Here is a 25,068-nt window from a genome sequence, read left to right on the forward strand (position 1 = left end):
AATTTTATGTACAAATTTCCCTACTACACCGAACAGGATGAACAAAAGGTAATTGCCTTTATGAAAGAAAATGCATTTGCATTAATTACCGGCCCCGGGGAAGAATATCCTGTGGCCACACAAATTCCTTTGGCTATTGAAATAAAAGACGGCAAAATATTTTTAAGCGGCCACCTCATGCGAAAGACAGACCATCACCTGGCGTTTGAAAAAAACAATAAAGTACTGGTACTTTTTACTGGGCCACATTGCTATGTCAGCGCCAGCTGGTATACTAACCCCGGTGTTGGTTCTACATGGAATTATGTAACGGTGCAGGCAAAAGGCACCATCCGTTTTACAGATGAAGAAGGTACTATCAACGCTGTAAAAGCAGTTAGCGACAAATATGAAGGCACCACGTCTGCCGGGGCTTTTGATAATTTATCCAAAGAGTATGTTGACCATATGGTAAAAGCCATTGTTGGTTTTACCATTGAAGTAGAAAGTATGGAGAATACTTTTAAACTCAGCCAGAACCGTGATACAGCTTCTCAAAAAAATATTATTGAACAATTAAAAAAACGTGGCGATCATAATTCTGCTGCAATTGCGGTGGAAATGGAAAAGAGATTATAATTTTACAACATGACAAGAAAACAATTAGTTGAAGAGATACAACAAAAAAAATCTTACCTCTGTGTAGGATTAGATACTGACCTTACAAAAATCCCCAGGCACCTGCAATCGCAGCCCAATGCCATTTTCGAATTCAATAAAGCTATTATTGATGCCACCAAAGACCTTTGCGTTGGTTATAAAATAAACACAGCTTTTTATGAAGCTTTAGGATTAAAAGGCTGGGAAGCGATGGAGCAAACCGTAAACTATATTCCCAAAGGACTTTTTAAAATTGCAGATGCCAAACGTGGTGATATTGGCAATACTTCTTCGCAATATGCCAAAGCTTTTTTTGAAACCATGAATTTTGATGCGATCACAGTAGCGCCTTATATGGGAGAAGATAGTATTCGGCCGTTTTTAGCATATGAAAATAAATGGACCATTGTTTTAGGATTAACGAGTAATAAAGGTGCCAATGATTTTGAAATGTTACGGCTGGTAAGTGAAGAAGCAAACCCGGGCGGACATTTACGCCCTGAATTTTTATACGAACGTGTATTAAGAAAAATAGCAAGCTGGGGCAATCCCGGTAATTTGATGTTTGTAACCGGTGCAACACAGGCAACAGAATTTGAAAACATAAGAGATATTATTCCTGAACATTTTTTACTGGTGCCGGGTGTTGGTTTCCAGGGGGGCAGCCTGGAAGATGTAAGTAAATATGGCATGAACAAAGATTGCGGCTTACTGGTAAATGCAAGCCGTGCTATCATCTTTGCCAGCGAAAAAGAAGATTTTGCAGCAGAAGCAAGGGCTATTGCGCAACAATATCAAACAGAAATGAGTCATTATTTAACAACTGCTATAATTTAATTCCTTTTATTTTTAGTTATAAAACAATCATCATGAAATTTATTGCATTAATGGCCGCCTTTGCTTTTTCAGTTGCTGTACAGGCACAAACCAAACCTTTGCCTGCAAAAGAAGTATTAGATAAAGCTTATACACAGGCAAAAAAAGAAAAGAAAAATGTGATCCTTATTTTTCATGCCAGCTGGTGTGGCTGGTGCAAAAAAATGGATGCCAGCATGCAGGATGCCAGATGCAAAAAATATTTTGATGATAATTATGTTACCGTACACCTTACTGTGGCAGAATCTGCAGGTAAGAAAAATTTAGAAAATCCCGGCGGGAATGAGGTATTGATAAAATACCATGGCGATAAAGCAGGATTGCCTTTCTGGGTAATTTTAAATAAAGACGGACAATTATTAGGGGATAGCTTTATGCGCAAAGAAGGCGTTAGCAAAGACGAAGCCGGCGACAATATTGGTTGCCCTGCAAGTGAACCGGAAGTAGCAGCTTTTATTAGTTTACTAAGATCATCTTCTGCACTATCCGACCAGGCTTTGGAAATTATTGCAGCCCGTTTTAAAGAAAATAAAAGTTAGGTTATTTCATTACAGTAATTCTATTTATGCAACGCAGAAAATTCCTCCGGAACATTTCCCTGCTTACTGCAACTGCAGGTTTGCCTGCAGTAAGCATTGCTTCAGCTGAAAAAAAGAAAAAGAAATTTACAGCGGCCTTCATCAGTGATATACATGTAAAGCCTTCTGCTGTTGCCGAAGCAGGAATGGCAAAAGCCTTACAACATGTAAACCGGTTGCAACCGGATCTTATCATCAATGGCGGCGATTGTATCATGGATGCACTGGCGGCAGATAAAGAAAAAACCGCAGCACAATGGAACCTGTACAACAAAATATTGCAGGCAGAAAATAAACTGCCCATAAAATATTGCATCGGCAACCATGATATCTGGGGCTGGCAATTAAAGGACGCTATAAAAACTGATCCGCTTTACGGTAAGGGCTGGTGGCTGCAACAAACAGGATATGCAAAAACCTATTACAGCTTTACACAAAACAACTGGCATTTTATTTTTTTAGACAGTGTGCAGGAAAATAAGGGTGGTTATATTGCTTTACTGGATGAGGAACAATTCAGCTGGCTGGAGAATGAGTTGAATAACAATAAAGAAAAATTCATCTGTATTATTTCGCATATTCCCATCATGTCTTTTTGCAGTGCGATGTTCTTTAAAGATATGTTGCCGGATGGTGACTGGAAATTATCGAGAGCGTTACTGCATACCGATACCAGGAAGATAAAAGACCTTTTTAAAAAATATACCAACATTAAAACCTGCCTCAGCGGCCACGTGCATTTACAGGATGAAGTGGAATACCTGGGTATAAAATATTATTGCAATGGTGCTGTAAGCGGCAACTGGTGGGGCGGTGCTTTCCAGGATTTTGCGCCGGCGTTTGCAATGTTTGATTTTTTTGCCGATGGGTCGGTTGAAAGAAAAATGATTGAATACTAGGTTTTAAATGATACGGTTTATTTTTCCGGCAATAATAACTTCATCTAAAATTTTTTGAACTGCTGCAGGATTTTTAGTGCCGATCAATAATAATTTACCATCCCGGAAACGCAACTGTAATCCCTGGTTGCAGGAAGCCGAAGTATTAATAGCACGACCTGTTTTAGGAGCGCCTACACGAATCCCCCAGCCACCATATTCATAAAAGGAGTTGTATTCCCTGATATAAGCATCGCTCAATTCATGCCATTCAATATGGGTGGTTTTAAATTGAAACGGGTAAAAGCGGTATTGTATGCCCGTACTGTTATAGCTGGTTTTTAATTTTATCGATCTTATGAAGGCCAGGAGTAATAGAACAAATATTTCCAGCAAGATCAGTACTGTATCGGATGCAGGCGTTTTGCCAAATGGGTTACCTAAAATTACCTGTTGAATGATGGCATAAATAAACAGCCCATTTAAAGCGATAGCTCCAAGCCATGCCCATCTTACCCTGAATCTTTGTACTTCGCTGAATGTATGCATAGTTAATTAAATACCGGTTGAATTGCTGTTGCTAATTGTGTTGCCCATTTTTTATATTCCCTGCCGGAAGGATGCAGTTTATCTGCCGCTAAAAATTCTTCTTTGTTACCATCATTTCTTTGTGCTGTGGTGATATCAATGTAATGTGCATGCCATTTTTCAGCAACCGATTTACATACACTATTATAAGCATCAATTTCTCCCGCAATTTTTTTTCTGTCTGTTCCTTCTGCAAAAGGCGTTACCCCCCAATCGGGAATGCTTAAAACGAAAACATGACTGGAAAAATTGTTGGCGAAGTAAATAGCTCTTTTAAGCAGGCTTTCAAATTCAATGGCAAAATTTGCTACCTGCCGTCCACGGTATTGATTATTTACACCAATAAGCAGGGAAACAATATCATAAGTTGCTGCCAGGTTAGCTGCATCAATTGCTGCATTTAGCTCATCTGTTGTCCAGCCGGTGGTGGCAATTATTTCCGGGGCAGCGTAACTGCAACCGCCGTGAGGGTTTGTAACCGCTGACGGGGTTTGATTTAAAAGCGCTACAGTCTGATTAGGAAAATTTTCTTCGGGCAACACCAGTTCTCCAATGGTGTAACTATCCCCTAATGCTAAATAAGTATAATGCATAGTGATTAAAAATTTTGATCTTCTCTTTTATTTTCTACCAGTTGCCTTACGATGCCTCCCATTAATGCCAATGGAATTACAGTTAATGCAGTTAAGATACCGGATAAGCTGGCCATGCCGAATATGGTACCCAGTAACCCCAGTATTACAAATGCCAAAAGCCCCATGAGCAACGCTGCAAATACTTTTCTTTCCACAGCTACCCAGCAGGTAACATAGCCGCCGATAAAAGATGAAATGGCAGTCCATAAAAAAATATACCCATAGATCTGAATATCCCGGGGCAAATCTTTTTCAATAGAATAGGTATAGATATTTGTCAGCACCATTCTCATCAGCGGAATTAAAGCTGCACCCACTGCCGTAGTAACCACCAGGCCTATAATAATTGCCACAATGCTTTGTGTTTTAGCGTTCATATTTTTCAAGTTGTTTAATCCATCTCCTGCAAATCAATAAGGGAATCAATCCTATTACACCAAAGCTGCAATCAATTAAAACATGAAAGCGTGGGATATGCCTGATGGGTGCAGCAATAAATGCCAGAGGAATGATAGCCAAACAAGCCAGTATAGCCCAATCGATGATCCATTTATTTTTAACCGGATCTTGTAATGGCCCTATGAATGCCATTGCAATTACAATATGTGCAAATGCCAGCCAGTCGAAACCATAAGCCAGCATAGGATATTTTGCATTTGTTGCTACCAGGGCAGCATACACATCCTGCAACCATTGCCGTGCAAAAGATGGCACAAATGCAGGATGATGGAGTAACCAATATAGTTCCGTTTCCAGCGGAAATGCAGTAACACCACTTAATAGTAAAGCCACAATAAAAAATAAAATCAGCAGGCGGATTTTTGTAATCAGTTTCATATTACGGTTTTGGTTTTGCAGGTTTACCATGCTTAAAGCTTCCTATAGGCGCCGAATACCAGGGCGAAATATCCACTGCAAATAAACCGGCTGCCACTGCAGGATCTGATTGTGCGATCTTCTCTGCTTCTTCCTTTGTTCTACAATCAAAAACAAAAATACCCCGCCAGTTAAAATCATTTTTACCAAAAGGGCCGGCAACTTTTAAAATGCCGTCGTAATATAACCTGTTAATATTTGCCATATGGCCTTTAAATAACTCCGCTTTTTGAGTTGAATCAAAATCCTGTTTGGGACCGGTTTTTATCAATACAAAAAAGTATTGCTCAATCTGGTCTTCAGCACGTGGTTTCTTTTTTTTGCTATCGTTATTTTGTGCTTGTGTGCTGATACAACAAAATACAGCCAGTAATACCACCAGTATTTTTTTGGGCATAAAAATTATTTGACCGAAAATACAAAAGGTCCGTAATAATTACGAACCTTTTATCATTCATGGCTATACAGTTGTTATCAGGTGGTTTTGCTTTTCGATTTATTTTTTTCTTTTTTCATATCATCAGGATTGGGCTCCCCCAGGATCACTTTTCCAAAGCTGGATTTTATTTTAACCGGTACCGAACCACTGCCTGATTTTCCATTGTAGTTATGGTCAAACTTTGGCCCATGGCCATCTTTGTCATCATCATCATCCCCATCGAATTTTATACCGGTGCGGTTTTTAAAACTACCGAAGCTGGTAGAGATATCGTATGAAGCAGATAATTCGCCTGTGGGTTTAAGATTTACTGTTGAGTAAGAAACTTTTGCATCCAGCCCGGTAAGGCTGTTGTCAATATTTATTTTTGTGGCACTGCTGAATTCCAGGTTCAGTTTTACATTACCTACCAGTTTACCAATTGAGGCAGAAGAATATTTAATAGCAACAGTTCCGTTAGTACTTTCAATTTTAGCGCTGCCAAATTCAACATTTACTGACCTGGCATTGCTTAATGTACCCGTAGTTAAAGAGCCGAATTTGCTTGACAATTCAACTTCTCCCCTGAAGTCGGGTATAACAGTACTTCCGAATTCATTATTGATACGCAACGGGTTGGATGCAGGCATTGAGATATCATAATTAATTTTCATCGTACTATTTTCACCTTTGCCGTTGTTAGTGCCTTTTATAGATGTTTTAAAACTGATATCGCCACCGCTTTTTGATTCATCAATAGTGATTCCATCAATTATTTTTTGGGCTGTTGCTTCAACATTTGAAGACACTTCAATGGTTACATCCACTTTTATTTCATTCTTATTCCAGGTATGTACTTCCACACCGCCAAATGAATTGTCAATTTTCAGTTTGTCAGATGAAGAAACATTGTACGATTTATTTACCGATTTGTTTTTTACAAATTCGTACTTTTTATTTTTTTCATTTTTGTTATCATTGTCATTATCATTTTGTGCAACAACTGTTTGCTGTATGATACATAATGACAGTACTACACTAAATAGTCGTCTGCTTATTTTTTTCATGGTAATTACTTTTTGATTGTTTAATTTGATTGATGATGTTTAATTGCTGGTTCAATACATTCAGCTGCAGCTGCAGGTTTTGAATCATGGCTTCAATCAGCATTTCTCGGTTGGGTGTATTGCTGAGTTGATTTTTAAGGGATTTATATGAACTGTCCAATTGGTTAATGTCGGTGGCAAATGTTTTGTATAATTCCGGTTGCTCCGGTGCCAGTGCTTTTAATTCTTCCTGTTTTAACAACACCATTTTTGCAAATTCATTTACTTCCGGTGCGTATTCCGGTGCTATAGAATTAATGGTTGTAGTGTCGATCTTTGCCACATCAGGATCTCCGTTAGTAGTCTTTTTATTATGCAGTGCTAAAAAAATACTGAGTCCTGCGGTGATCACCAGGGCTGCAGCAATGCTCCATTTATACAGGGGTGCCAGTATTGCTTTTTTTTGTTTCTTTTCCTCAAAGCCTGCCGCCAGGTTTTCCCATACTTTGCCTGATGGCATAGCATCATCAAACTCATTACGGTTATCGCCAATAAACTTTTCTAACTTCCTGCTCATATACTTTCTTTTAAGTATTGTAATAATTTTTGTTTGGCACGCATGTATTGCGTACGGGTGGTAGATTCGGCAACGTTTAATATTTCTGCAATCTCTTCATGATCATAACCTTCCAGTAAATACAAACTTAGTACCGTTCGGTAACCATCGGGCAAAGCCATAATGCCTTTTTTTACCGCTTCCACTTTCAGGCGGATCTCATTTTCATCGATAAAGGTGTCGTCTGCCCTGTTGTGAGTATCGGTGCCGTCAATATCCACCCAGGTAACTTTTCTTTTTTTAAGCTGGTTAATACTCCGGTTGATACAGATCTGTTTTAACCAACCGCCAAAACTGGTGCGGTATTCAAAATGGTGCAGGTTTTTAAAAGCCTCTGCAAAACTCTCCTGCAACACATCTTCTGCCTCAGCTACATTGTACACAATACGCAAACAGGTATTGAACATGGCTTTGGCGTAACGCTGGTACAATTCCTTGTAGCCCGCCGCTTCGCCCCTTTTGCAGCGTTCAATCAGTTCATCGTGATGTGGCAATACCGTCAGTTCCAAAAAGAAAGGTTTTAATAGTAGAGACAAGAGGGTTTCAACAATGTTGCATCAAAGGTAAAAAAACAGGCATTTTCGTGGGAATGAAGGTATTATCTTTGCAGAGGAATAGAACACGGATGACCAGGATTTAACAGATTAGCCCAGATTTTTGTGTTTTATTCTACGCTTAGATAAAAGTCCAATAAAGGTATGCGGTACAAGTGAGCTTCTTCTTTCCTTTTACTAAAAGAAAAGAAGAACAGAACAAGTTCACAACTATGCTAAACAGAATTACAAATGCTTGTCCCGAAAAAATAAAATACCCATAAAACAATTAACAAATACACTGGTTAACCAATAAACTAATTAACGATAATGGCAGCTAAAACAGACAATTTTCAATCTCCGGATTATTTTAATGTAGATGAACTATTAACGGAAGAACACAAGTTGATACGGGAAAGTGTTCGCAATTATGTAAAGAAAGAAATTTCTCCCATTATTGAAGACTATGCACAGCGGGCAGAATTTCCCCTGCAAATAGTAAAACAATTGGGCGACCTTGGTTGCTTTGGCCCCACTGTACCGGAACAATATGGCGGCGGCGGACTGGATTATATTTCCTACGGACTGATGATGCAGGAATTGGAAAGAGGCGATAGCGGTGTTCGTTCTACGGCAAGTGTGCAGGGCTCATTGGTTATGTTTCCTATTTACCAATATGGCAACGAAGCGCAACGCCATAAATATTTACCCAAACTGGCGAGTGGCGAATGGCTGGGTTGTTTTGGTTTAACAGAGCCGAATCATGGCAGCGACCCGTCGAGCATGTTAACCAATATTAAAGATGCCGGCGACCATGTAATTTTAAATGGCGCTAAAATGTGGATCAGCAATGCACCTTTTGCGCAGGTAGCGGTGGTATGGGCAAGAAATGAACAGGATGAGATACAGGGCGTGATTGTTGAACGTGGCATGGAAGGCTTTACTACGCCAACAACGCATGGCAAATGGAGTCTTCGTGCAAGCGCCACCGGTGAGCTGGTCTTTGATAATGTAAAAATTCCTAAAGAAAATATTTTGCCCAACGTAAAAGGGCTGAAAGGCCCGCTGGGTTGTTTAACCAAAGCCAGGTATGGTATTGCCTGGGGTGCAGTGGGTGCAGCAATGGATTGCTATCATATTGCATTGGAATATAGTAAGGAAAGAATTCAGTTTGGTAAACCTATCGGCGGATTTCAGTTGCAGCAGAAAAAACTTGCAGAAATGGTAACTGAAATTACCAAGGCACAATTATTAAACTGGCGCCTGGGCGTATTGATGAATGAAGGAAAAGTAACACCGCAACAAGTAAGCATGGCTAAAAGAAATGCCTGCGAAATTGCAACGAATATTGCAAGAGATGCAAGACAGATGCTTGGCGGTATGGGCATCACAGGCGAATATCCCGTTATGCGCCACATGATGAACCTGGAAAGTGTGATCACCTATGAAGGCACGCATGATATCCATTTGCTGATAACAGGAATGGATGTAACCGGCCTGAATGCGTTTAAATAATAACGCCTGTTACCCGGGCAACTGAGATAAGTCAGCAAATATTATTTTGAGCTTACTTATATTTGACTCAGACAAATAAAAACTCTAAGGAAATGATTAAAAATATCAGCGTCATAGGCGCAGGCACCATGGGCAATGGTATTGCACATGTATTTGCACAAAGCGGATTTACAGTAAATTTAATTGACTCCAGCCCCACACAATTGCACCGGGCTTTGGCAACGATAGAGAAAAACCTGGACAGGCAAATGGCAAAAGCTTCTATTACGGAAGCTGAAAAAAAAGCCACGCTTGCTAATATCACAACGCTATCTGATATTGCTGCAGGTGTAAAAAATGCAGGACTGGTGGTGGAAGCTGCAACAGAAAATATAGACTCAAAGCTCACTATCTTTAAACTGCTGGATATGGATGCTCCGGCAGATTGCATTTTAGCTACCAACACGTCTTCTATCTCCATCACCAAAATTGCTGCTATTACCAAAAGACCAGGACAGGTTATTGGTATGCACTTTATGAACCCGGTACCGGTAATGAAACTGGTGGAAATAATAAATGGTTATGGCACTAAAAAAGAAGTAACTGAAACCGTTATTGAACTGAGTAAACAACTGGGTAAAATACCCTGCGTGGTAAATGATTATCCCGGCTTTATTGCCAACCGTATTTTAATGCCGATGATCAATGAAGCGATCTACAGTTTATATGAAGGCGTGGCCAATGTAGAAGCGATTGATACCGTAATGAAATTAGGTATGGCACACCCGATGGGGCCATTGCAACTGGCCGATTTTATCGGGCTTGATGTTTGCCTTTCTATTTTAAATGTATTGCATGATGGTTTTGGTAATCCTAAATATGCCCCTTGTCCGCTATTGGTAAATATGGTAATGGCAGATAAATTAGGTGTTAAGACCGGCGAAGGATTTTATAAATATATCGCAGGAAGTAAAGAGTTGGTGGTGAGTGAAAGATTTAAGTAATATCATAATGGCTGAAATAAAAATGCTTATACTTACCGTGTAAGCATTTTTTTTACCCGTTTTATTGCAATGGTGTATATCTCCTGTAAAAAAAAGGACTTTATATTTTCCAGGATAAAAATTATTTTTTTACATTGAAGATCGAAAGTTGAAAGATTTTAATCTTGAATTATCATTTGTAAAATTGTTTTTTAATATTACCCAACATGGATAGAAAATACTGGGAAACAATTGCCCCTAATTACGACGAAGAAATTTTTGATGTACTGCAGAATGATGTATCGGGCAGTATTGTTGCCGCTATTGAAAAAATGGCTGCTCCGGATAAAAGTGTAATTGATATTGGTTGTGCCGTAGGTAAATGGATACCGGTACTGGCACCAAAATTCAAGCAGGTTATTGCTGCTGATATATCTGCAAAAAACCTGGAGATAGCCAGGGAAAGGTATCCTGAATATGATAACGTGGAATACCATCGCATGGATATGTCGGCCAACGACCTTACTGTAATACCCTGTGATGTGGCGGTTTGTATCAATGCTATCCTTACGGCTTCGCTTGAAAAAAGAATCAATTTTTTTCAATCATTGTCTATTTGTTTAAATAAAGGAGGCCAGCTGGTATTGGTGGTACCATCACTGGAATCAAAATTATATACCAATATCATTGCCGACAGGTGGAATGTAGATGACGCAGAAAATGATAAGGCCCCTGCACTTAAAGAAGCGATTCAGAAAATAAAAAACTTTAACCAGGGCGTTACAGATATTGACAATGTGCCTACCAAGCATTATTTAAAAGAAGAACTGCAATTCCTGCTGGCACAGGAAGGTTTTGAAGTAACCCTGGTAAAAAAAATAAATTATCCATGGACCACGGAGTTTCACAAACCACCTAAATGGCTGGCCGAACCTTATCCCTGGGACTGGATGTGTACCGCAATAAAAAAATCATAACCACAGTATGGCAAAAAAAGAAAAAGCAGTAGATGCCTATATTGCCAAATCAGCCGATTTTGCAAAACCTATTTTAAATCATATTCGTGAGCTGGTGCATAAAACCTGCCCGGATGCGGAAGAAAAAATGAAATGGAGCATGCCCTTCTTTGACTACAAAGGCGAAATGCTATGCCATATGGCAGCATTTAAACAACATGCTGTAATGAGCTTCTGGAAAGCGTCGCTGATGAAAGACCCGGTACTGATGGCCAATGCGCAATCAGAAATATCAATGGGGCATTTAGGAAGGTTAACATCAATGAAGGACCTGCCTTCAGATAAAAAAATAGCCGCCTGGATAAAAGAAGCGATGGCTTTAAATGATAAAGGCATTAAAGTAGCTAAGCCCAAACCTGCAGAGAAGAAAGAATTGGTAGTGCCCGATTATTTTATAAAGGCAATTGCTAAAAATAAAAAAGCAAAGCAGGTATTTGATGCTTTTGCTTACTCTCACAGAAAAGAATATGTACAATGGATCACTGAAGCCAAAACGGAAGAGACGAGGAATAAACGTATGGCTTCGGCTATTGAAATGATGGCGGAAGGAAAAAGTCGCAACTGGAAATATAAGGCGTGAGACGTGAGTCGTGAGTACTAGTTATTTTTTCTTTGTTTTAGCCACAAGATCATAGGAGTGGTCAATCATTTCCTTCAATAATTTTTGGGTAATTCCTCCATCCACCACAATGGTATTCCAATGCTTTTTATTCATATGAAAACCGGGCAAAATATTATCGGGAAATGCGTCTCTTAATTCAATGGCTTTATCAGGATCGCATTTTACATTAAACCGCAACGGGCTGCTGTCTAAACCGGTTAATAAAAATATTTTTTCTTTTACTTTAAACACTAAAGTATCTTCTCCAAAAGGAAAACCTTCTGTTACAGAAGGTTTTTGTAAAACATATTCTCTAAGTTGTTCGATGTCCATTGTATGATCAGGGTTGAATTATTTTTTTTGCTTCTTCTAATTTTTTATTGATCTGCCCGGTTAGTATATGCCAGAACATTACAAAATCGCTACCCAAACTATACAACGGGTAAGTAAAAGTAGCCGGTTTATTTTTCTCTATAAAAAAATGCCCCACCCATGCAAAGCCGTAACCACAAACGGGTATCAATGCCAGCATCCACCATTTTTGTAACACTATAGCAACAATTAAAATTGCCAGCAAACCGGCTGTGCCAATAAAATGCAGCGTGCGATTTTTTGCATCGCCATGTTCAGTTAAGTAGTAAGGATAAAAACTCCAGAAGCTTTTGTATTTTTTTTCTGTAGCCATAGCCATCGTATTTTGCCCCCGGCCCCTGAAGGGGAGCCAGAGCTTTCGAATTCTAAATTTCCATTGTTTCAAAGAGGCCTCATAAAAAATTTATGATAGCCTGATTTTACAGAAAGTTACAAAAAATATGACTATGCTACTCTTTTTGTAACCACATTTTGCAGCTCTTTCAGCCGGTAAAGCGTTTCTTCCAGGCGGTTTTTAGGGATGCCCGTTTTAATCATACAAAACAATTGCATCTCCTGGGTAATGATGGTGCAGTTAAATTGTTTTAATATGATCATTACATCGTTCATTTGTGTATAGTCAAATTCAATGCTGTAGTTTAATTCTACCTGCTTTTGAATAATTGGCGTAACCTGGAAAGCCAGTGCGGCAGCCGTTTTATAAGCATTGATCAAGCCCGGCACGCCCAGTAATGTGCCGCCCCAATAACGCACCACCACTACTGCAACATTGGTAAGTTCCTTACTGTCTATTTGTCCCAGTATGGGTTTGCCTGCCGTACCCGAGGGCTCGCCATCATCGCTGCTGCGAAAATTATTGCCATCAGTTCCGATACGGTACGCAAAGCAATGATGTACCGCTTTGGGATGTTCTTTTTTTAAAAGCTGTAGTTGCGTTTTAAAATCATCTGCTGTTTCGATAGGAAATGCGTACGCAATAAATTTACTGCCCCTGTCTTTATATTCTGCAATGGAAGATTGCGTAATAGTATAATAAAAATCTTGTTCGTTCATTTCAAATAAAATTGTTCTTAAATCATCGTCTTTACTGATAGTACTAAAGGCAATTATCCATACGCAATTAATGCAATAGCAGCAATAGCCAACACGATTCCTATCCAGTTTATTAAGGATAATCTTTCTTTAAATAATACCCATGCCGCAACCGCACTAAACAATACAATGCCCATATTATTCACAGGAATTATAGCCGATGAATTGCCTTTGTAGGCAGTGATCACTTTTCCCAAACACCAGATAGAAAAATAATTGGGTATGCCGATGATGATGCCTGCCAGTATCGCTTTAAAAGAAAATTGTTGTTTGCCTGTAGCTACCTGCAATACTAAAATAAGAAAGCCAATGCATGCGGCAACAGAAAAAGCGGTGATGAGAAAAGTATTAAAATTATCTTCGGGATTGATGAAGAAATTATTTTTTACGTATACAATTAAAGTATCCAGCAAACCACTGCTCACAAATAAAAGCAGTGGCAGCAGTAATAAAAGTTGCCGGCTTTGTTTTGTTGTGCCATCGCTTTTCTGCGAAGGATAGCAAGTTAATACCACGGCTGCCAATGCAACAGCAATACCTGCAATTTTTAAACCGGTTGAATTTTCCTGGTACAGGTACAGGGAAAAAACGAAAGGGATCACCATCGATAATTTATTGGCCACAGAAGCTACAGCCACCCCTAACTTTTGTGTGGTAAAGCCTATCACATTAAAAATACTGATGAACATGGCTCCCATCAGCAATGCCCACACAAACCAGGGCGCTGCTATATTGGTTTTATTTACCGGGAAGGAACCATTAACCACCGAACCTGTAAGTACACAGGCGATATAATTAAATACGATAGCCTGCAGCGTATTGATCTTTAACCTTTGTAATACTTTAAACGAAAGCGTTAAATAAGAACTGAAAAGAATGCTGCCAAATAAATAGATCATTGCTTGTTGTTTGTAAAATAGTTGATTTTGTCGGTGAGTATAATTTCTTCTTTTAATAATTGCTGCTGTTGCAATACCGGCGCCTGTATGCCTTCGCCTATTATCATTTCGGTGTTGGTGATCACCCTGGCTTCATCCCACAGGTTATCATCGATGAAAGATTGTAATAATTTTGTTCCGCCTTCTATAATTAGGGATTGAATTTTTAAATTGTACAACACCGTTAGCATCTGACGAATGACCGGTTCATTTTTATGGAGCTGATAATAGGAAAGCATGTCACCTTCACTTTGTTTTTTTCCATTAAACACAATCGTTTTTACGGTAGTATCAAATAACTGTAAGGAACCCGGAAGTTTAAGTTCCATATCGATCACAATACGTAAAGGATTTTTTCCCGGATACAACCTGGTGGTTAAAGCCGGGTTATCATGCAGTGCGGTATTTGTGCCCACCATTATTGCCGCTTCCTCACTGCGCCATTGATGCACCAGCCGGTTGGTAAATGCATTACTTATGTGCAAGGGTGCGCCTGCTTTACCTGCTATTTTTTCATCTTTACTTTGTGCCCATTTTAAAATTATATACGGCCGTTGCTGCTGGTGAAAAGTAAAAAAACGTTGATTCAGTTCCAGCGCTTCCTGTTCTAAAATTCCTACTGTTACATTTACGCCGGCAGCTTTTAATTTTGCAATACCTTTTCCATCTACTTCTGCATAGCTGTCACGGCACCCGATAACAACATGGGGGATTTTATTTTTAATGATCAGGTCGGCACAAGGCGGTGTTTTACCAAAATGAGCACAGGGCTCCAGTGAAACATAAAGAGTGCTGTTTTCAATATGCCGTTGTTCGTTTACAGCAACATTATTAATGCAGTTTACCTCGGCGTGCGCCTGGCCGTATTGCCGGTGATACCCTTCTCCTATGATCTTATTTTCATATACCAAAACGGCGCCTACCATGGGGTTAGGTGCTACATGCCCTGCGCCCAGGCGGGCCAGCTGCAGGCAACGGTATATATATTTTTCATTATCGGTCAAGGGACAAAAATACGCATCAAAAAATAAAGTATGTTTGCAAAAATGAATAGTAAAGAGTTATACCGGAATTTTTTAGTGGAATTACAATCTGTTTACGACCTGAGTGAAGCTACTGTAATTACCGATTGGGTATTTGAGAATATTGCCCATATAAAAAAAGCAGACCTTATCAAGAATCCCCTGCAAAAAGTGCCGGATGCCATTATAAAAAAGATTGCGGTAAAGCAGGAGGAACTATTGCAACATAAACCGGTGCAATACGTAATGGGTAACACTACGTTCTTCAACATGCAGTTCCAGGTTAATGACAAGGTGTTAATACCAAGGCCGGAAACGGAAGAGATGACCAATATGGTGATCAACAATTACCGGTTTGAACAAAAGCAGATCAGCATACTGGATATCGGTACCGGAAGCGGTTGTATTGCGGTGGCAATCAAAAAAAATCTGCCCTCTTCAAAAGTGATTGCGCTGGATATAAGTGAAGATGCGCTGGAGGTTGCCAGAACAAATGCCATCACCAATAAAACAAATATTCAATGTACGTTGTTTGATTTTTTAGACGAAAGCCGCTGGCCCGAGCTGATGTTATTTGATATCATCATCAGCAACCCACCTTATATTCCTGATAAAGAAAAAAAACTTTTAGATAAGAACGTGGTGAATTATGAACCGCATACCGCTTTATTTGTACCTGATAATAACCCATTATTGTTTTATGAAAAGATCGCCAAATTCGGGCGCAATCATTTAAACTATAACGGTAAAATCTTTGTAGAAACACATGAAGATTACACACAGCAGGTAGCGCAGCTTTTTTCAGCTACTTACCAGCAGGTGATTGTAAAAAAAGATATGTTTGGAAAAGAAAGAATGGTGATCGCTTCTTTCTGATTTTTATTTTATCAAATTTATTTAGGCGTTACATTAAAACCTGCTTTGGCTCCGGCTTTTTTGGCTGCATAAAATATTTTAAATACATCTCCATATTTACTTGCAGTGTCTGCAGCAATTACAATAGAAAGTGTATCAGGTTTTACTTTATCTGCTTCTATTTTAACCACCGAATCTAACTGGGCAAAACTGATAGGCATTTGCCCCATATACAATTTACCATCTTTATTTAATCCTACGGTAACACTCTGGCGCATTTTGGTATCGCTTTTGCCCTTAGGCAGATTGGTTTTGATAACATTGGGATTGGCCAATGTAGAAATCAGCAAGAAGAACATCAACAGGATAAACAGAATATCATTCAATGGACCAGTATCCACTTCGCTATGTGATTCCCTTAAATGTTTGCGTAAACTCATTATACAAAATAATTTATTGGTGTAGCATTATTTTACTTCAGTTGTGAATCGTCAATCGTGAGTTGATAGCTTTATAGTTTACTTTCTCTTACTCACGCCTCACCATTCACGTCTCACAATTACTTCGTAGGCTCCTGCAAAATATCAATAAACTCAGCGCTTGCAGCTTCCATTCGGTTCACCGTTTTATCAATTTGTGTGTTTAAAAAACTATAACCTAAAAATGATAGTATACCAATGATCAAACCTGTAGCCGAGGTAATCATTTTTACATACATCGCATCCGCAATGTCGCTGATAGCAGGGTTAGCGGCAGCCGCAAAATCTTTTAATAATAAGATCAAACCAAAGATAGTACCCACAAAACCAAACAACGGCGCAATACGGGATATTACAGAAAGAATGTTCAGATTTTTTTCCATGGTATAAATTTCAAGCTTGCCTACATTATCCATACTTTTTTCAATGGCATCGATGGGCTTGCCTAAACGTTGCAGGCCTTTATCAATCATACGGGCAACAGGATTGTTGGTATTTTTTGCCAGGCTGCGTGCCGCTGTAACATTACCGGTAATTACATGATCACGTATAATACTCATGAAGTTATCTTCTATCTTACTTGCCTTCCTGATAGCGATCAATCTTTCTATGAAAAAGTAAATAGCTAAGGCAAATAATATTGCCAGTGGAATCATTAATATACCGCCTTTAACCAAAAGGCCCATCACACTTTCTTTTTGTACTGCCAAAGCCTTGGCCATTCCGGTGCTGTCGATCTGTAGAAGAATATCAAACATAGTTAAGCTGATTTAGGAACAAAAGTAATTGTTTAATTTATAATTAGTTTGCTGTACACTATAATTGTGCCAATCCGTTGCAAGATTAAAACCTAAACGAACACAATGCAAAAATGCTGCTTAAAGAATTGTTAATCTTCCCTGTGCACCAAGGCAATAGAAAATGCAGGAAGGCAAACGCTCCAGTATTCGCAAGGTTCATCAAAGGGATTGCTGTAGCGCACACGGCTGCCTTTTGTAATTAAAATACTTTGGCCTGCTGCTACAATAATTTTTTCTCCGTCTACTTCAAACATTTTTTTGCCACGGCTTACCAATGTGTATTCATCAAATTCAGGATTCTGAAAAGGCTCACTCCAGCCTGCAGGTGCCAGCATATGTGCAATGCTTACATTAGTTTCATTGGTGGACGCACCAAAATGTTCTTCAATTAATTTACCATCGGTGGTAGGTACCACAAAAGGTTGGTCTTGTTTAAAGTGGGGCATAGTATGAAGTTTTAGTAATACAAGAGTGCCCTCCAATGGTTTGGGGGGCACTAAGTTTATGATTTGTGTTTTGTCAACAAGGTCAGACAGGGACGTCAGACCTTGTTGACCTGATCAGACGCAGACGTCAGATCAGGTTATCTTTTTCCATCCATCTGTTGCATGGCCATTATCTGGCGCATGGTTTTTTCCATGCCTTCGCTGCTGCCATCCAAAAATATCACATTTCCTTTTCCGTATTCTGCAAAGTTTTTGATCGCTTCTGTCCACATACTGAATAAGATCACATTAGTATCCAGGTTAGCCTGTTTCATTTGTTCTGCTGCCTGGCTCATACCTTTTGCTACTTCTTCACGAAACAACGCCACACCTTGTCCACGTAACTGGGCAGCCTGCCTTTCTGCCTCAGCTGCAATTTTAATGGCATTACCTTCTGCTTCGGCAGCTTTGGTTTTGGTGATCAGTAAAGCCTGTCCTTCATTTTCAGCAGCAGCCTTTAAATTATTTGAGGCCACCACTTTACTCATACTGGTGATGATGGCTTCATCAAAAGTAATGTCGTTGATCTGCAGATCCTGCAGATGATAGCCCCAGCTTTCTAAAGTAATATCCACCTGTTCTTTTACATTCTCTACAATGTCTCTTCTTACGTTCAATACCTCTGCCTGTTTTTTAGTAGACACAAATGCACGGATGCTACCTTCTACGGTGCGTATCAATGCCTGCATGAGGTCTTTATCGCTGATGAATTTGAAAGCCACATTTTTAATGGTTTCTTCATCAACATTAATAACTGAATACAGCAACATGCTTTTAAAATACACATTGGCCTGGTCAACCGTTACAGCCTGGAACTCCAGTTCTACAGAGCGGTTTTGAATGCTCACTTTTTTGTAGATCTGCTCCAGGAAGGGCAATTTAAAATTCAATCCCGGACGCATAATACGACGGTATTTTCCAAACATGGTAACCACACCAATAAGCCCCTGGTTGATGGTAACAAAGCAACCTAAAACGGCTACTACTAAAACTGCTACCCACCAATACTGAATATAATCATTCATATGTATAAAATTTGAGTTGAAGGTAGAGAATTTTTAGTGTTACCAAAGGAAAAATTTCAGATTCATTAATTACGTGGTAAAGTAATCGGCCAGGAGTATTTTCAGCTTTTTAGCAAGCCGGCTAAATACAACAGTAAAAGTTGCGTTATAGTAACAGGCCAACTGGTTTACTTGCGGCAAAGCATGTAATAAATAATACGCAGCAAATCATATTGGATATTAGAAAAAGGGAAAAGCTGAAAGAAAACAAAACTACCTTCTTTTCAAATTATCAGTGCATCTGCCAATAATTTAATATTTAGTTCGTACTTTCAATTACCCGTCGACGAGGTTCCTTACATGAAAAACATTTTGGTACCACTGTCACGTCATTTTCCGGGCTTATGCAAAACCTTAAACAACTATTTTCAACCTTAATTTTCAAATCGCTACACGGGCATGGCAAAATCCAGGATCGGTATACTTGATGGTTTCAGGGCAATAGCAATTATTTCGGTACTGTTCTTTCATTATTTCACCAGGTGGGCTCCTCCCAATAACCCGGTTTCTTTATACCCTTATGATAATACCCAATTTCCTTATTTTAAATATGGTTACCTGGGGGTACAGTTCTTTTTTATGATCAGCGGGTTTGTTATTTTTTACACTTTAGAAACCACTGATCGTTTTGGTGTATTCTGGAAAAAAAGAATGATCAGGCTATGGCCTTCTATAATTGTGGTTACATTGATCACCTACCTGATCTTCCAGTTTCTTGACCCTGATAATATTTTCCCCGGCAGCCACGAAGCCAGGAACCTTATACCCAGTTTTACTTTTATTACGCCGGAATTCTTCAATACTATTTCGGGCAAACCGCATTACTACAGTTATATTAACGGCGTTTACTGGAGCCTCTGGGCCGAAATTCAATTTTATCTTTTTGTAAGCGTACTGTTCTTTTTAAATAAAGAAAAATTTGTGCGGAATTTCCTTGTATTATCCATTGCCCTGATTGTGGTGAATACCATATTCCTCAGTATTACAGGCGGCAACAGGCTGCATATTAAAATACCGGATAGTGTGGCACAATTTTACCTGTTGTGGATCAAAACGATTTTTAACCTGCTTAATTACCTGACTTCTTTTGCCATCGGGGTTATATTTTACCTGTTGTTTAAAAACAAAAAGAATAATGTAAAGACTGCTCTTTTTATAAAAATATGCCTGGCTATTCTTTTTGTATTGCTGATTTATTCAGGTGCCAAACTGGAAGAACGCATCATTTTCGTACTGATGTTTCTGCTGTTTCTTGGCTTTATTTATTATCCTGATAAATTATCTTTCCTGGAGAAGAAGATCATTGTACGAATTGGTGTTGCTTCGTATGTGCTGTACCTGGTGCATGAACATATTGCCCTACTTATCATCAACAGGTGGGGACATTATTTTTATCCGCTCAGCTATGCTTTGCCGATACTGCTGGTTTTTGTAATGACCTGGCTAAGCATATTGTATACCGAGCGTATTGATACGCACATCAATAAATTTTTAAAGAAAATATTTCTGGTGAAAAATTAAGCCCCGCTAATATATATCAAAGCAATACTTCTATGGGGTAAATGCTAATTGTAAATTCCACCGGGTAATACTATAAAGTACTGCACTTGCAGGCAACCTGTAGTGTAATAAATCAGTCTGAAAGGATTGTAAAAGAAAACAATTTTACAGCCCAACCCATGACTGAGTTATTAAAAAACAATGAGTATAAAAAATGGCTGATTGAATTAAAATTAACCATTAAACAAAGCCAGCTAAAAGCAGCTGTAGCAGTAAACAGCCAGTTAATATTATTGTACTGGAATCTGGGCAGACAGATAGTAGAAAAACAGGGAAAAGCTAAATGGGGCTCAGGTTTTATAGATCAGCTGAGTAAGGACCTGAAAACTGAGTTCCCGGAAATGGCAGGGTTTTCCAGATCAAACTTATTTGCAGTAAAAAAATTCTACCTGTTTTACAGTCAGCCATCTGAATTTGTCCAGCAAGCTGCTGGACAAATAGCCGATCTGAATATCCGGCAAACTGCCGGGTATTCGGAAACCAGAAAGCATTTGGCAGATCCAAATTCTCTACCCCCTATTTTGCAGCATTGTCTAAAAATACCATGGGCACATAATATCACAATAATCGAAAAAGTAAAAAAGAAAAAAGAAGTGCTTTTCTATCTTGCTCAAACCATAGAAAACAACTGGAGCCGTGCTGTACTGGAAATGCAAATAGAAAGTAATCTCTTTGGCAGACAAGGTAAAGCTATCAATAATTTTAAAACTACGTTGCCGGAAATTGACAGCAACCTTGCCAATGCATTATTAAAAGACCCGTATAATTTTGATTTTTTAAACCTTACTGCCCATGTTAAAGAGCATGAGTTGGAACAAAAGTTAGTGGAAAATATTACCCGGTTTTTATTGGAGCTAGGCAAGGGCTTTGCTTATATGGGAAGGCAATTTTTAATAAAAGTTGGCGAAAAGGATTTTAGAACCGATCTGCTATTTTATCATACAAAATTAAAATGTTACGTTATTGTAGAACTTAAAGTAACAGAATTTGAACCTGATTTTTTGGGAAAACTAAATTTTTATTTAACAGCAATTGATAAGCTGGTGAAAGAAAAGGATGATAAACCAACAATTGGCATTTTGCTTTGCAAAAATAAAAATGATGTGGTGGTCGATTTTAGTTTGCAGGATATAAACAAACCAATGGGGGTGAGCGAATTTACCTACACACAATTACCTAATAATATCAAACAGGCATTACCAACAGTAGAGCAGTTTACCCAACAACTCAACCAGGCTGTTGAGGAGTAAAATGCCTAAAAAAAAATCCCGGTAACTTAATTCCCGGGATTTTTTATGTTCAACTTCTCTCCTCCCATATCATACTCAAATGCACAATCGTTTCTGCTGCCTTCGCCATATCCTTTGTACCGATCCATTCTAATTTACTATGGATATTTTGCATGCCGGTAAAAATATTGGGACATGGCATGCCAATATAACTAAAGCGGCTGCCATCGGTGCCTCCGCGGATGCTTTCTATTTTTACGGTAAGGCCGGCACGTTCAATAGCTTTCTTAGCATAAGCCGCTACCTGCGGGTAACGGTCCAGCACTGCTTTCATATTGCGGTACTGTTCCTGTTGTGCATACTCCATGGTTGCACCGGGAAATTGTGCTACCACTGCTGCTGCGATATCTTTCAAACGGTTATGGTGAGCCGCTAATCCTTCAGTAGTAAAATCTCTTACTATAAGTTGCAGGGTAGCCTTTTCTGCAATGCCGTTTACAGCAGTGGGATGTACAAAGCCCTGTTTCTTTTCTGTTGTTTCGGGGCTCCATTCATTTTTGGGTAATGCATCCAATATGGCACCGGCAACTTTTAAGGCATTTACCAGTTTATCTTTTGCATAGCCGGGGTGCACAATCACGCCATGGATAGTGATGGTGGCGCCATCAGCACTAAAGGTTTCATCTTCCAGGCTGCCTGCTTCACCGCCGTCTAAAGTATACCCGAATTGTGCTCCCAGTTTTTGCATATCCACTTTGGCAGTACCTTGCCCTACTTCCTCATCAGGCGTAAATAAAATTTTTATATCACCATGTTTTACATCGGGGTATTGCATAAAATAAACAGCGGCCTGCATAATAGCAGCCACACCACTTTTATCATCGGCTCCCAATAAGGTTAAGCCGCTTGCGGTAATTATACCATGGTTAATATGTTCTTTTAAGTAAGGCGAATTGCTGATGCTTAATACCTGCGTAGCATCATCGGGTAACACAATGTCATTGCCATCGTAATAACGGTGATGGATAGGTTTTACATTGGTACCACTGCAATCCGGAGCAGTATCCACATGGGCGCAAAAACAAATGGCCGGTATATTTTTTTTATCACTGTTACCGGGAATGGTGGCATATACATACCCGTACTCATCTGTAGTGGCATCGGTAATGCCAAGAGCCAGTAATTCCCGGTGCAATATTTTGCTCAGGTCTTTTTGCTTTTCAGATGTGGGATGTGTAGTGCTGGTGGGATCGCTTTGTGTATCTACCTGTACATAACGCATAAAACGTTCGGCAATGAGGTCGGGGCTTATTTGAATCATGAAGTAAATTTAATGGATAATTTTTTAATGAATAGTGGATAATGCCAAATGGTTTAACCTTATGCCTGCTAAAGGCAGCAGCAAAAATGCACAAAATAAAAAAGCAGTTTGTAGTAACAAACTGCCTCATTATTGATTAATAAACCTGGCTACCGGCAGGCAGGTTATCAATTATCCATTAATCTCTACCAGCTCAATATCAAAGATGAGCTCCTGGCCGGCTAAAAAATGATTGGCATCTAAAACGATCACATCATCTTTTAATTCCACCACAATTACCGGAACAGGATTGCCCTGTGGATCGGTTAAGGTTAATGGCATACCCGGTTCCAGTTTCATTTCGGCAGGTACATGTTCTTTAGGGAATTCAATAATTGCTGTGGGATCTTTTTCGCCATAAGCTTCTGCTGCAGGTATATTGATAGTTTTTTTATCTCCTACTACCATTCCCGGTATAGCGGCGTCAAATCCTTTGATCATCTGGCCTGCACCCACTGTAAAACCCAGTGGTTCTCTTCCTGCAGAAGAATCAAATTGTTCGCCATTCACTAATTTTCCTGTATAATGTACTTTAACATTATCTCCGTTTTTTGCTTGCATTGTTTTTTGTTTTTGTATGAATTTGTCTGAACCGGGACTTGGAAGGATAATGCAGGTCAGAGGATTTACACCTGCTGCCTTTACGATCTTTTAAAATCAATGTGCGGACAAAATTAAACTGCAAATTTATCCATAAATGAAATACGGCATTTAAAAACTTTTCGGCAACTTTACCACATGAAAAAGGCAATTTTTGGTGTATTTATTATCCTTGTTACAGCTAAAGCTGCCATCTCTCAAATGGCCGGCATCAAATCTGAAATCTTACATCAAAAATCTCAAATCATCACCGGCGCCGACCGCATAGAAGTATACCTCCCTTACCTGAAAGGCAAGTCCGTAGCGGTTTTCGCCAATCAAACCAGTTTGGTAAACGGCATTCACCTGGTGGATACCCTTTTAAAAAGAGGCATAAAAATTGTTAAAATATTCGGCCCCGAACATGGTTTCAGGGGCACTGCCGATGCCGGCGAACAGGTAGCCAATGATAAAGATAAAAGCACCGGTATCCCCATCATCAGTTTATATGGCGAACATAAAAAACCCACCGGGGAAGACCTCCGGGATGTGGACATCCTGGTATTTGATATACAGGATGTGGGTGTAAGATTCTATACTTTTATTTCTTCTTTGCAATATTTTTTAGAAGCAGCGCTGGAAAACCACAAGCCGCTGATGATATTAGACAGGCCCAACCCCAATGGTTTTTATGTGGATGGCCCTGTACTGGATATGAAATTTAAAAGCTTTGTTGGCATGCAGCCCATACCGATTGTGTATGGAATGACGATGGGTGAATATGCATTGATGTTAGCCGGGGAAAACTGGCTATCGCCTGCCGCCAATGCCATAAATGCCTATAATGTTACTACCAAACCCACTGCCGATACCCCTTTTCATGTAACAGTTATCAATTGCAAAAATTACGATCATAACAGTAGGTATGTTTTACCGGTACATCCTTCGCCTAATTTAAAACAAATGCAAAGTATTTACCTCTACCCTTCCACTTGCTTTTTTGAAGGCACCGCAATTAGTGAAGGCAGAGGCACTGATTATCCATTCCAGGTATTCGGGCATCCCTCATTACCAAAAAATTTATTTGCCTTTACACCAATGCCCAATGCCGGCGCAAAAAGCGGTAAATGTTTTAACCAGCTTTGCTATGGCTGGAATATCACGGGCACTAATGAGGACATCTTAAAAGCTACAGGCAAAAAAATACAATTACAATATTTACTTCAGGCTTACCGCCTGTTTCCTGCTAAGGATAGTTTTTTCCTGCAACCCAAAAGCGGTAAAACAGAAGATTATTTTTTTAATAAACTTGCCGGCAATGCGGTACTGATGCAGCAGGTAAAAAACGGTGCATCAGAAGAAGATATCAGGAAAAGCTGGGCACCACAACTCACTGCATTCAAGCTCATCCGCAAAAAATATTTATTGTACAAAGATTTTGAATAAACCTGTTACC

31 protein-coding genes are annotated in these 25,068 nt (G+C 39.3%); 12 read left to right on the top strand and 19 right to left on the bottom strand.

Annotation, left to right across the window (positions count from 1 at the left end):
- The first annotated feature begins 6 nt into the window (after positions 1-6).
- The 4 genes from ACYVM0_RS14975 to ACYVM0_RS14990 are packed head-to-tail and all read left to right on the top strand — an operon-like array spanning position 7 to position 2,992.
- A complete protein-coding gene (locus tag ACYVM0_RS14975) occupies positions 7-618 on the top strand; it encodes an FMN-binding negative transcriptional regulator (protein ID WP_460558140.1) in 612 nt (203 codons plus the stop codon).
- 9 nt (positions 619-627) lie between these two features.
- Complete coding sequence (gene pyrF, locus ACYVM0_RS14980; protein WP_460558141.1) at positions 628-1,476, top strand: beta/alpha barrel domain-containing protein; 849 nt, start codon at positions 628-630, stop codon at positions 1,474-1,476.
- 32 nt (positions 1,477-1,508) lie between these two features.
- A complete protein-coding gene (locus tag ACYVM0_RS14985) occupies positions 1,509-2,054 on the top strand; it encodes a thioredoxin family protein (RefSeq protein WP_460558142.1) in 546 nt (181 codons plus the stop codon).
- Between the two features lie 26 nt (positions 2,055-2,080).
- On the top strand, positions 2,081-2,992 hold the full coding sequence (locus tag ACYVM0_RS14990) for a metallophosphoesterase family protein (protein ID WP_460558143.1): 912 nt from the start codon (positions 2,081-2,083) through the stop codon (positions 2,990-2,992).
- Between the two features lie 3 nt (positions 2,993-2,995).
- On the opposite strand, the gene ACYVM0_RS14995 is transcribed toward ACYVM0_RS14990, so the two are convergent.
- The 8 genes from ACYVM0_RS14995 to ACYVM0_RS15030 all read right to left on the bottom strand — a co-directional run bounded on the left by ACYVM0_RS14995 (position 2,996) and on the right by ACYVM0_RS15030 (position 7,659).
- Positions 2,996-3,520 (bottom strand): hypothetical protein, encoded by a 525-nt coding sequence (locus tag ACYVM0_RS14995; protein ID WP_460558144.1) that lies wholly within the window; start codon positions 3,518-3,520, stop codon positions 2,996-2,998.
- 2 nt (positions 3,521-3,522) lie between these two features.
- Positions 3,523-4,152 (bottom strand): SGNH/GDSL hydrolase family protein, encoded by a 630-nt coding sequence (locus ACYVM0_RS15000; RefSeq protein WP_460558145.1) that lies wholly within the window; start codon positions 4,150-4,152, stop codon positions 3,523-3,525.
- Positions 4,153-4,157: 5 nt separating this feature from the next.
- A complete protein-coding gene (locus tag ACYVM0_RS15005; protein ID WP_460558146.1) occupies positions 4,158-4,571 on the bottom strand; it encodes a hypothetical protein in 414 nt (137 codons plus the stop codon).
- A complete protein-coding gene (locus ACYVM0_RS15010; RefSeq protein WP_460558147.1) occupies positions 4,561-5,031 on the bottom strand; it encodes a hypothetical protein in 471 nt (156 codons plus the stop codon). The genes ACYVM0_RS15005 and ACYVM0_RS15010 overlap by 11 nt, the downstream gene beginning before the upstream one ends.
- 1 nt (position 5,032) lies before the next feature.
- A complete protein-coding gene (locus ACYVM0_RS15015) occupies positions 5,033-5,467 on the bottom strand; it encodes a YciI family protein (RefSeq protein WP_460558148.1) in 435 nt (144 codons plus the stop codon).
- A gap of 77 nt (positions 5,468-5,544) precedes the next feature.
- On the bottom strand, positions 5,545-6,555 hold the full coding sequence (locus tag ACYVM0_RS15020) for a DUF4097 family beta strand repeat-containing protein (protein WP_460558149.1): 1,011 nt from the start codon (positions 6,553-6,555) through the stop codon (positions 5,545-5,547).
- Complete coding sequence (locus ACYVM0_RS15025) at positions 6,527-7,111, bottom strand: hypothetical protein (RefSeq protein ID WP_460558150.1); 585 nt, start codon at positions 7,109-7,111, stop codon at positions 6,527-6,529. The genes ACYVM0_RS15020 and ACYVM0_RS15025 overlap by 29 nt, the downstream gene beginning before the upstream one ends.
- Positions 7,108-7,659 carry an RNA polymerase sigma factor gene (locus ACYVM0_RS15030; RefSeq protein ID WP_460558151.1) on the bottom strand — a complete coding sequence of 184 codons (552 nt, stop codon included), beginning with the start codon at positions 7,657-7,659 and terminating at the stop codon, positions 7,108-7,110. The genes ACYVM0_RS15025 and ACYVM0_RS15030 overlap by 4 nt, the downstream gene beginning before the upstream one ends.
- A gap of 354 nt (positions 7,660-8,013) precedes the next feature.
- Between ACYVM0_RS15030 and ACYVM0_RS15035 the strand changes: the two genes are divergently transcribed.
- From ACYVM0_RS15035 to ACYVM0_RS15050, 4 genes are all read left to right on the top strand, one after another.
- Positions 8,014-9,198, top strand: a complete 1,185-nt coding sequence (locus ACYVM0_RS15035; RefSeq protein ID WP_460558152.1) for an acyl-CoA dehydrogenase family protein — start codon at positions 8,014-8,016, stop codon at positions 9,196-9,198.
- Between the two features lie 92 nt (positions 9,199-9,290).
- Positions 9,291-10,181, top strand: coding sequence for a 3-hydroxyacyl-CoA dehydrogenase family protein (locus ACYVM0_RS15040; protein ID WP_460558153.1), 891 nt, complete (start codon positions 9,291-9,293; stop codon positions 10,179-10,181).
- Between the two features lie 206 nt (positions 10,182-10,387).
- On the top strand, positions 10,388-11,137 hold the full coding sequence (locus tag ACYVM0_RS15045; RefSeq protein WP_460558154.1) for a class I SAM-dependent methyltransferase: 750 nt from the start codon (positions 10,388-10,390) through the stop codon (positions 11,135-11,137).
- 7 nt (positions 11,138-11,144) lie between these two features.
- Complete coding sequence (locus ACYVM0_RS15050) at positions 11,145-11,756, top strand: YdeI/OmpD-associated family protein (protein ID WP_460558155.1); 612 nt, start codon at positions 11,145-11,147, stop codon at positions 11,754-11,756.
- Between the two features lie 21 nt (positions 11,757-11,777).
- On the opposite strand, the gene ACYVM0_RS15055 is transcribed toward ACYVM0_RS15050, so the two are convergent.
- The 5 genes from ACYVM0_RS15055 to ribD form a co-directional block, all read right to left on the bottom strand.
- On the bottom strand, positions 11,778-12,110 hold the full coding sequence (locus ACYVM0_RS15055) for an MmcQ/YjbR family DNA-binding protein (RefSeq protein WP_460558156.1): 333 nt from the start codon (positions 12,108-12,110) through the stop codon (positions 11,778-11,780).
- Between the two features lie 7 nt (positions 12,111-12,117).
- A complete protein-coding gene (locus tag ACYVM0_RS15060) occupies positions 12,118-12,462 on the bottom strand; it encodes an Mpo1-like protein (RefSeq protein ID WP_460558157.1) in 345 nt (114 codons plus the stop codon).
- Between the two features lie 131 nt (positions 12,463-12,593).
- Positions 12,594-13,202, bottom strand: coding sequence for an IMPACT family protein (locus ACYVM0_RS15065; RefSeq protein ID WP_460558158.1), 609 nt, complete (start codon positions 13,200-13,202; stop codon positions 12,594-12,596).
- A 53-nt stretch (positions 13,203-13,255) separates the two neighbouring features.
- Positions 13,256-14,140 carry a hypothetical protein gene (locus ACYVM0_RS15070; RefSeq protein ID WP_460558159.1) on the bottom strand — a complete coding sequence of 295 codons (885 nt, stop codon included), beginning with the start codon at positions 14,138-14,140 and terminating at the stop codon, positions 13,256-13,258.
- The gene (ribD, locus tag ACYVM0_RS15075) at positions 14,137-15,183 is read right to left on the bottom strand and encodes a bifunctional diaminohydroxyphosphoribosylaminopyrimidine deaminase/5-amino-6-(5-phosphoribosylamino)uracil reductase RibD (RefSeq protein WP_460558160.1); all 1,047 of its coding nucleotides are present in this window, start codon (positions 15,181-15,183) and stop codon (positions 14,137-14,139) included. Before ribD ends, ACYVM0_RS15070 begins: the two co-directional genes overlap by 4 nt.
- Before the next feature lie 30 nt (positions 15,184-15,213).
- Between ribD and prmC the strand changes: the two genes are divergently transcribed.
- The gene (gene prmC, locus ACYVM0_RS15080) at positions 15,214-16,077 is read left to right on the top strand and encodes a N5-glutamine methyltransferase family protein (protein ID WP_460558161.1); all 864 of its coding nucleotides are present in this window, start codon (positions 15,214-15,216) and stop codon (positions 16,075-16,077) included.
- Positions 16,078-16,094: 17 nt separating this feature from the next.
- On the opposite strand, the gene ACYVM0_RS15085 is transcribed toward prmC, so the two are convergent.
- From ACYVM0_RS15085 to ACYVM0_RS15100, 4 genes are all read right to left on the bottom strand, one after another.
- Positions 16,095-16,496, bottom strand: coding sequence for an ExbD/TolR family protein (locus tag ACYVM0_RS15085; RefSeq protein WP_460558162.1), 402 nt, complete (start codon positions 16,494-16,496; stop codon positions 16,095-16,097).
- 119 nt (positions 16,497-16,615) lie between these two features.
- Complete coding sequence (locus tag ACYVM0_RS15090) at positions 16,616-17,293, bottom strand: MotA/TolQ/ExbB proton channel family protein (protein ID WP_460558163.1); 678 nt, start codon at positions 17,291-17,293, stop codon at positions 16,616-16,618.
- Positions 17,294-17,424: 131 nt separating this feature from the next.
- Positions 17,425-17,781, bottom strand: a complete 357-nt coding sequence (locus tag ACYVM0_RS15095; RefSeq protein ID WP_460558164.1) for a cupin domain-containing protein — start codon at positions 17,779-17,781, stop codon at positions 17,425-17,427.
- A gap of 137 nt (positions 17,782-17,918) precedes the next feature.
- Complete coding sequence (locus ACYVM0_RS15100; protein ID WP_460558165.1) at positions 17,919-18,845, bottom strand: SPFH domain-containing protein; 927 nt, start codon at positions 18,843-18,845, stop codon at positions 17,919-17,921.
- Between the two features lie 438 nt (positions 18,846-19,283).
- Between ACYVM0_RS15100 and ACYVM0_RS15105 the strand changes: the two genes are divergently transcribed.
- Together ACYVM0_RS15105 and ACYVM0_RS15110 are read left to right on the top strand one after the other, a co-directional pair.
- Positions 19,284-20,405 (top strand): acyltransferase family protein, encoded by a 1,122-nt coding sequence (locus ACYVM0_RS15105; RefSeq protein WP_460558166.1) that lies wholly within the window; start codon positions 19,284-19,286, stop codon positions 20,403-20,405.
- Positions 20,406-20,563: 158 nt separating this feature from the next.
- The gene (locus ACYVM0_RS15110; protein ID WP_460558167.1) at positions 20,564-21,694 is read left to right on the top strand and encodes a PDDEXK nuclease domain-containing protein; all 1,131 of its coding nucleotides are present in this window, start codon (positions 20,564-20,566) and stop codon (positions 21,692-21,694) included.
- 49 nt (positions 21,695-21,743) lie between these two features.
- Here ACYVM0_RS15110 and pepT read toward each other — a convergent pair whose 3' ends face one another.
- Complete coding sequence (gene pepT, locus ACYVM0_RS15115) at positions 21,744-22,994, bottom strand: peptidase T (RefSeq protein WP_460558168.1); 1,251 nt, start codon at positions 22,992-22,994, stop codon at positions 21,744-21,746.
- A 171-nt stretch (positions 22,995-23,165) separates the two neighbouring features.
- On the bottom strand, positions 23,166-23,594 hold the full coding sequence (locus ACYVM0_RS15120) for an FKBP-type peptidyl-prolyl cis-trans isomerase (RefSeq protein ID WP_460558169.1): 429 nt from the start codon (positions 23,592-23,594) through the stop codon (positions 23,166-23,168).
- Between the two features lie 177 nt (positions 23,595-23,771).
- Between ACYVM0_RS15120 and ACYVM0_RS15125 the strand changes: the two genes are divergently transcribed.
- Complete coding sequence (locus ACYVM0_RS15125) at positions 23,772-25,058, top strand: exo-beta-N-acetylmuramidase NamZ family protein (RefSeq protein ID WP_460558170.1); 1,287 nt, start codon at positions 23,772-23,774, stop codon at positions 25,056-25,058.
- The last annotated feature ends 10 nt before the right edge of the window (positions 25,059-25,068 follow it).

The sequence above is a fragment of the Ferruginibacter profundus genome, from assembly GCF_054783275.1.

Bases quoted from the DNA above. Each gene is read 5' to 3' on its own strand.
- ACYVM0_RS15010 (WP_460558147.1), bottom strand. From the start codon at position 5,031: ATGAAACTGATTACAAAAATCCGCCTGCTGATTTTATTTTTTATTGTG.
- ACYVM0_RS15025 (WP_460558150.1), bottom strand. From the start codon at position 7,111: ATGAGCAGGAAGTTAGAAAAGTTTATTGGCGATAACCGTAATGAGTTT.
- ACYVM0_RS14985 (WP_460558142.1), top strand. From the start codon at position 1,509: ATGAAATTTATTGCATTAATGGCCGCCTTTGCTTTTTCAGTTGCTGTA.
- ACYVM0_RS14975 (WP_460558140.1), top strand. From the start codon at position 7: ATGTACAAATTTCCCTACTACACCGAACAGGATGAACAAAAGGTAATT.
- pepT (WP_460558168.1), bottom strand. From the start codon at position 22,994: ATGATTCAAATAAGCCCCGACCTCATTGCCGAACGTTTTATGCGTTAT.
- ACYVM0_RS15085 (WP_460558162.1), bottom strand. From the start codon at position 16,496: ATGAGTTTACGCAAACATTTAAGGGAATCACATAGCGAAGTGGATACT.
- ACYVM0_RS15125 (WP_460558170.1), top strand. From the start codon at position 23,772: ATGAAAAAGGCAATTTTTGGTGTATTTATTATCCTTGTTACAGCTAAA.
- prmC (WP_460558161.1), top strand. From the start codon at position 15,214: ATGTTTGCAAAAATGAATAGTAAAGAGTTATACCGGAATTTTTTAGTG.
- ACYVM0_RS15055 (WP_460558156.1), bottom strand. From the start codon at position 12,110: ATGGACATCGAACAACTTAGAGAATATGTTTTACAAAAACCTTCTGTA.
- ACYVM0_RS15005 (WP_460558146.1), bottom strand. From the start codon at position 4,571: ATGAACGCTAAAACACAAAGCATTGTGGCAATTATTATAGGCCTGGTG.
- ACYVM0_RS15035 (WP_460558152.1), top strand. From the start codon at position 8,014: ATGGCAGCTAAAACAGACAATTTTCAATCTCCGGATTATTTTAATGTA.
- ACYVM0_RS15000 (WP_460558145.1), bottom strand. From the start codon at position 4,152: ATGCATTATACTTATTTAGCATTAGGGGATAGTTACACCATTGGAGAA.
- ACYVM0_RS15020 (WP_460558149.1), bottom strand. From the start codon at position 6,555: ATGAAAAAAATAAGCAGACGACTATTTAGTGTAGTACTGTCATTATGT.
- ACYVM0_RS15015 (WP_460558148.1), bottom strand. From the start codon at position 5,467: ATGCCCAAAAAAATACTGGTGGTATTACTGGCTGTATTTTGTTGTATC.
- ACYVM0_RS15105 (WP_460558166.1), top strand. From the start codon at position 19,284: ATGGCAAAATCCAGGATCGGTATACTTGATGGTTTCAGGGCAATAGCA.
- ACYVM0_RS15040 (WP_460558153.1), top strand. From the start codon at position 9,291: ATGATTAAAAATATCAGCGTCATAGGCGCAGGCACCATGGGCAATGGT.
- pyrF (WP_460558141.1), top strand. From the start codon at position 628: ATGACAAGAAAACAATTAGTTGAAGAGATACAACAAAAAAAATCTTAC.
- ACYVM0_RS15090 (WP_460558163.1), bottom strand. From the start codon at position 17,293: ATGTTTGATATTCTTCTACAGATCGACAGCACCGGAATGGCCAAGGCT.
- ACYVM0_RS14990 (WP_460558143.1), top strand. From the start codon at position 2,081: ATGCAACGCAGAAAATTCCTCCGGAACATTTCCCTGCTTACTGCAACT.
- ACYVM0_RS15100 (WP_460558165.1), bottom strand. From the start codon at position 18,845: ATGAATGATTATATTCAGTATTGGTGGGTAGCAGTTTTAGTAGTAGCC.
- ACYVM0_RS14995 (WP_460558144.1), bottom strand. From the start codon at position 3,520: ATGCATACATTCAGCGAAGTACAAAGATTCAGGGTAAGATGGGCATGG.
- ACYVM0_RS15065 (WP_460558158.1), bottom strand. From the start codon at position 13,202: ATGAACGAACAAGATTTTTATTATACTATTACGCAATCTTCCATTGCA.
- ACYVM0_RS15070 (WP_460558159.1), bottom strand. From the start codon at position 14,140: ATGATCTATTTATTTGGCAGCATTCTTTTCAGTTCTTATTTAACGCTT.
- ACYVM0_RS15120 (WP_460558169.1), bottom strand. From the start codon at position 23,594: ATGCAAGCAAAAAACGGAGATAATGTTAAAGTACATTATACAGGAAAA.
- ACYVM0_RS15045 (WP_460558154.1), top strand. From the start codon at position 10,388: ATGGATAGAAAATACTGGGAAACAATTGCCCCTAATTACGACGAAGAA.
- ACYVM0_RS15095 (WP_460558164.1), bottom strand. From the start codon at position 17,781: ATGCCCCACTTTAAACAAGACCAACCTTTTGTGGTACCTACCACCGAT.
- ACYVM0_RS15060 (WP_460558157.1), bottom strand. From the start codon at position 12,462: ATGGCTACAGAAAAAAAATACAAAAGCTTCTGGAGTTTTTATCCTTAC.
- ACYVM0_RS15110 (WP_460558167.1), top strand. From the start codon at position 20,564: ATGACTGAGTTATTAAAAAACAATGAGTATAAAAAATGGCTGATTGAA.
- ACYVM0_RS15050 (WP_460558155.1), top strand. From the start codon at position 11,145: ATGGCAAAAAAAGAAAAAGCAGTAGATGCCTATATTGCCAAATCAGCC.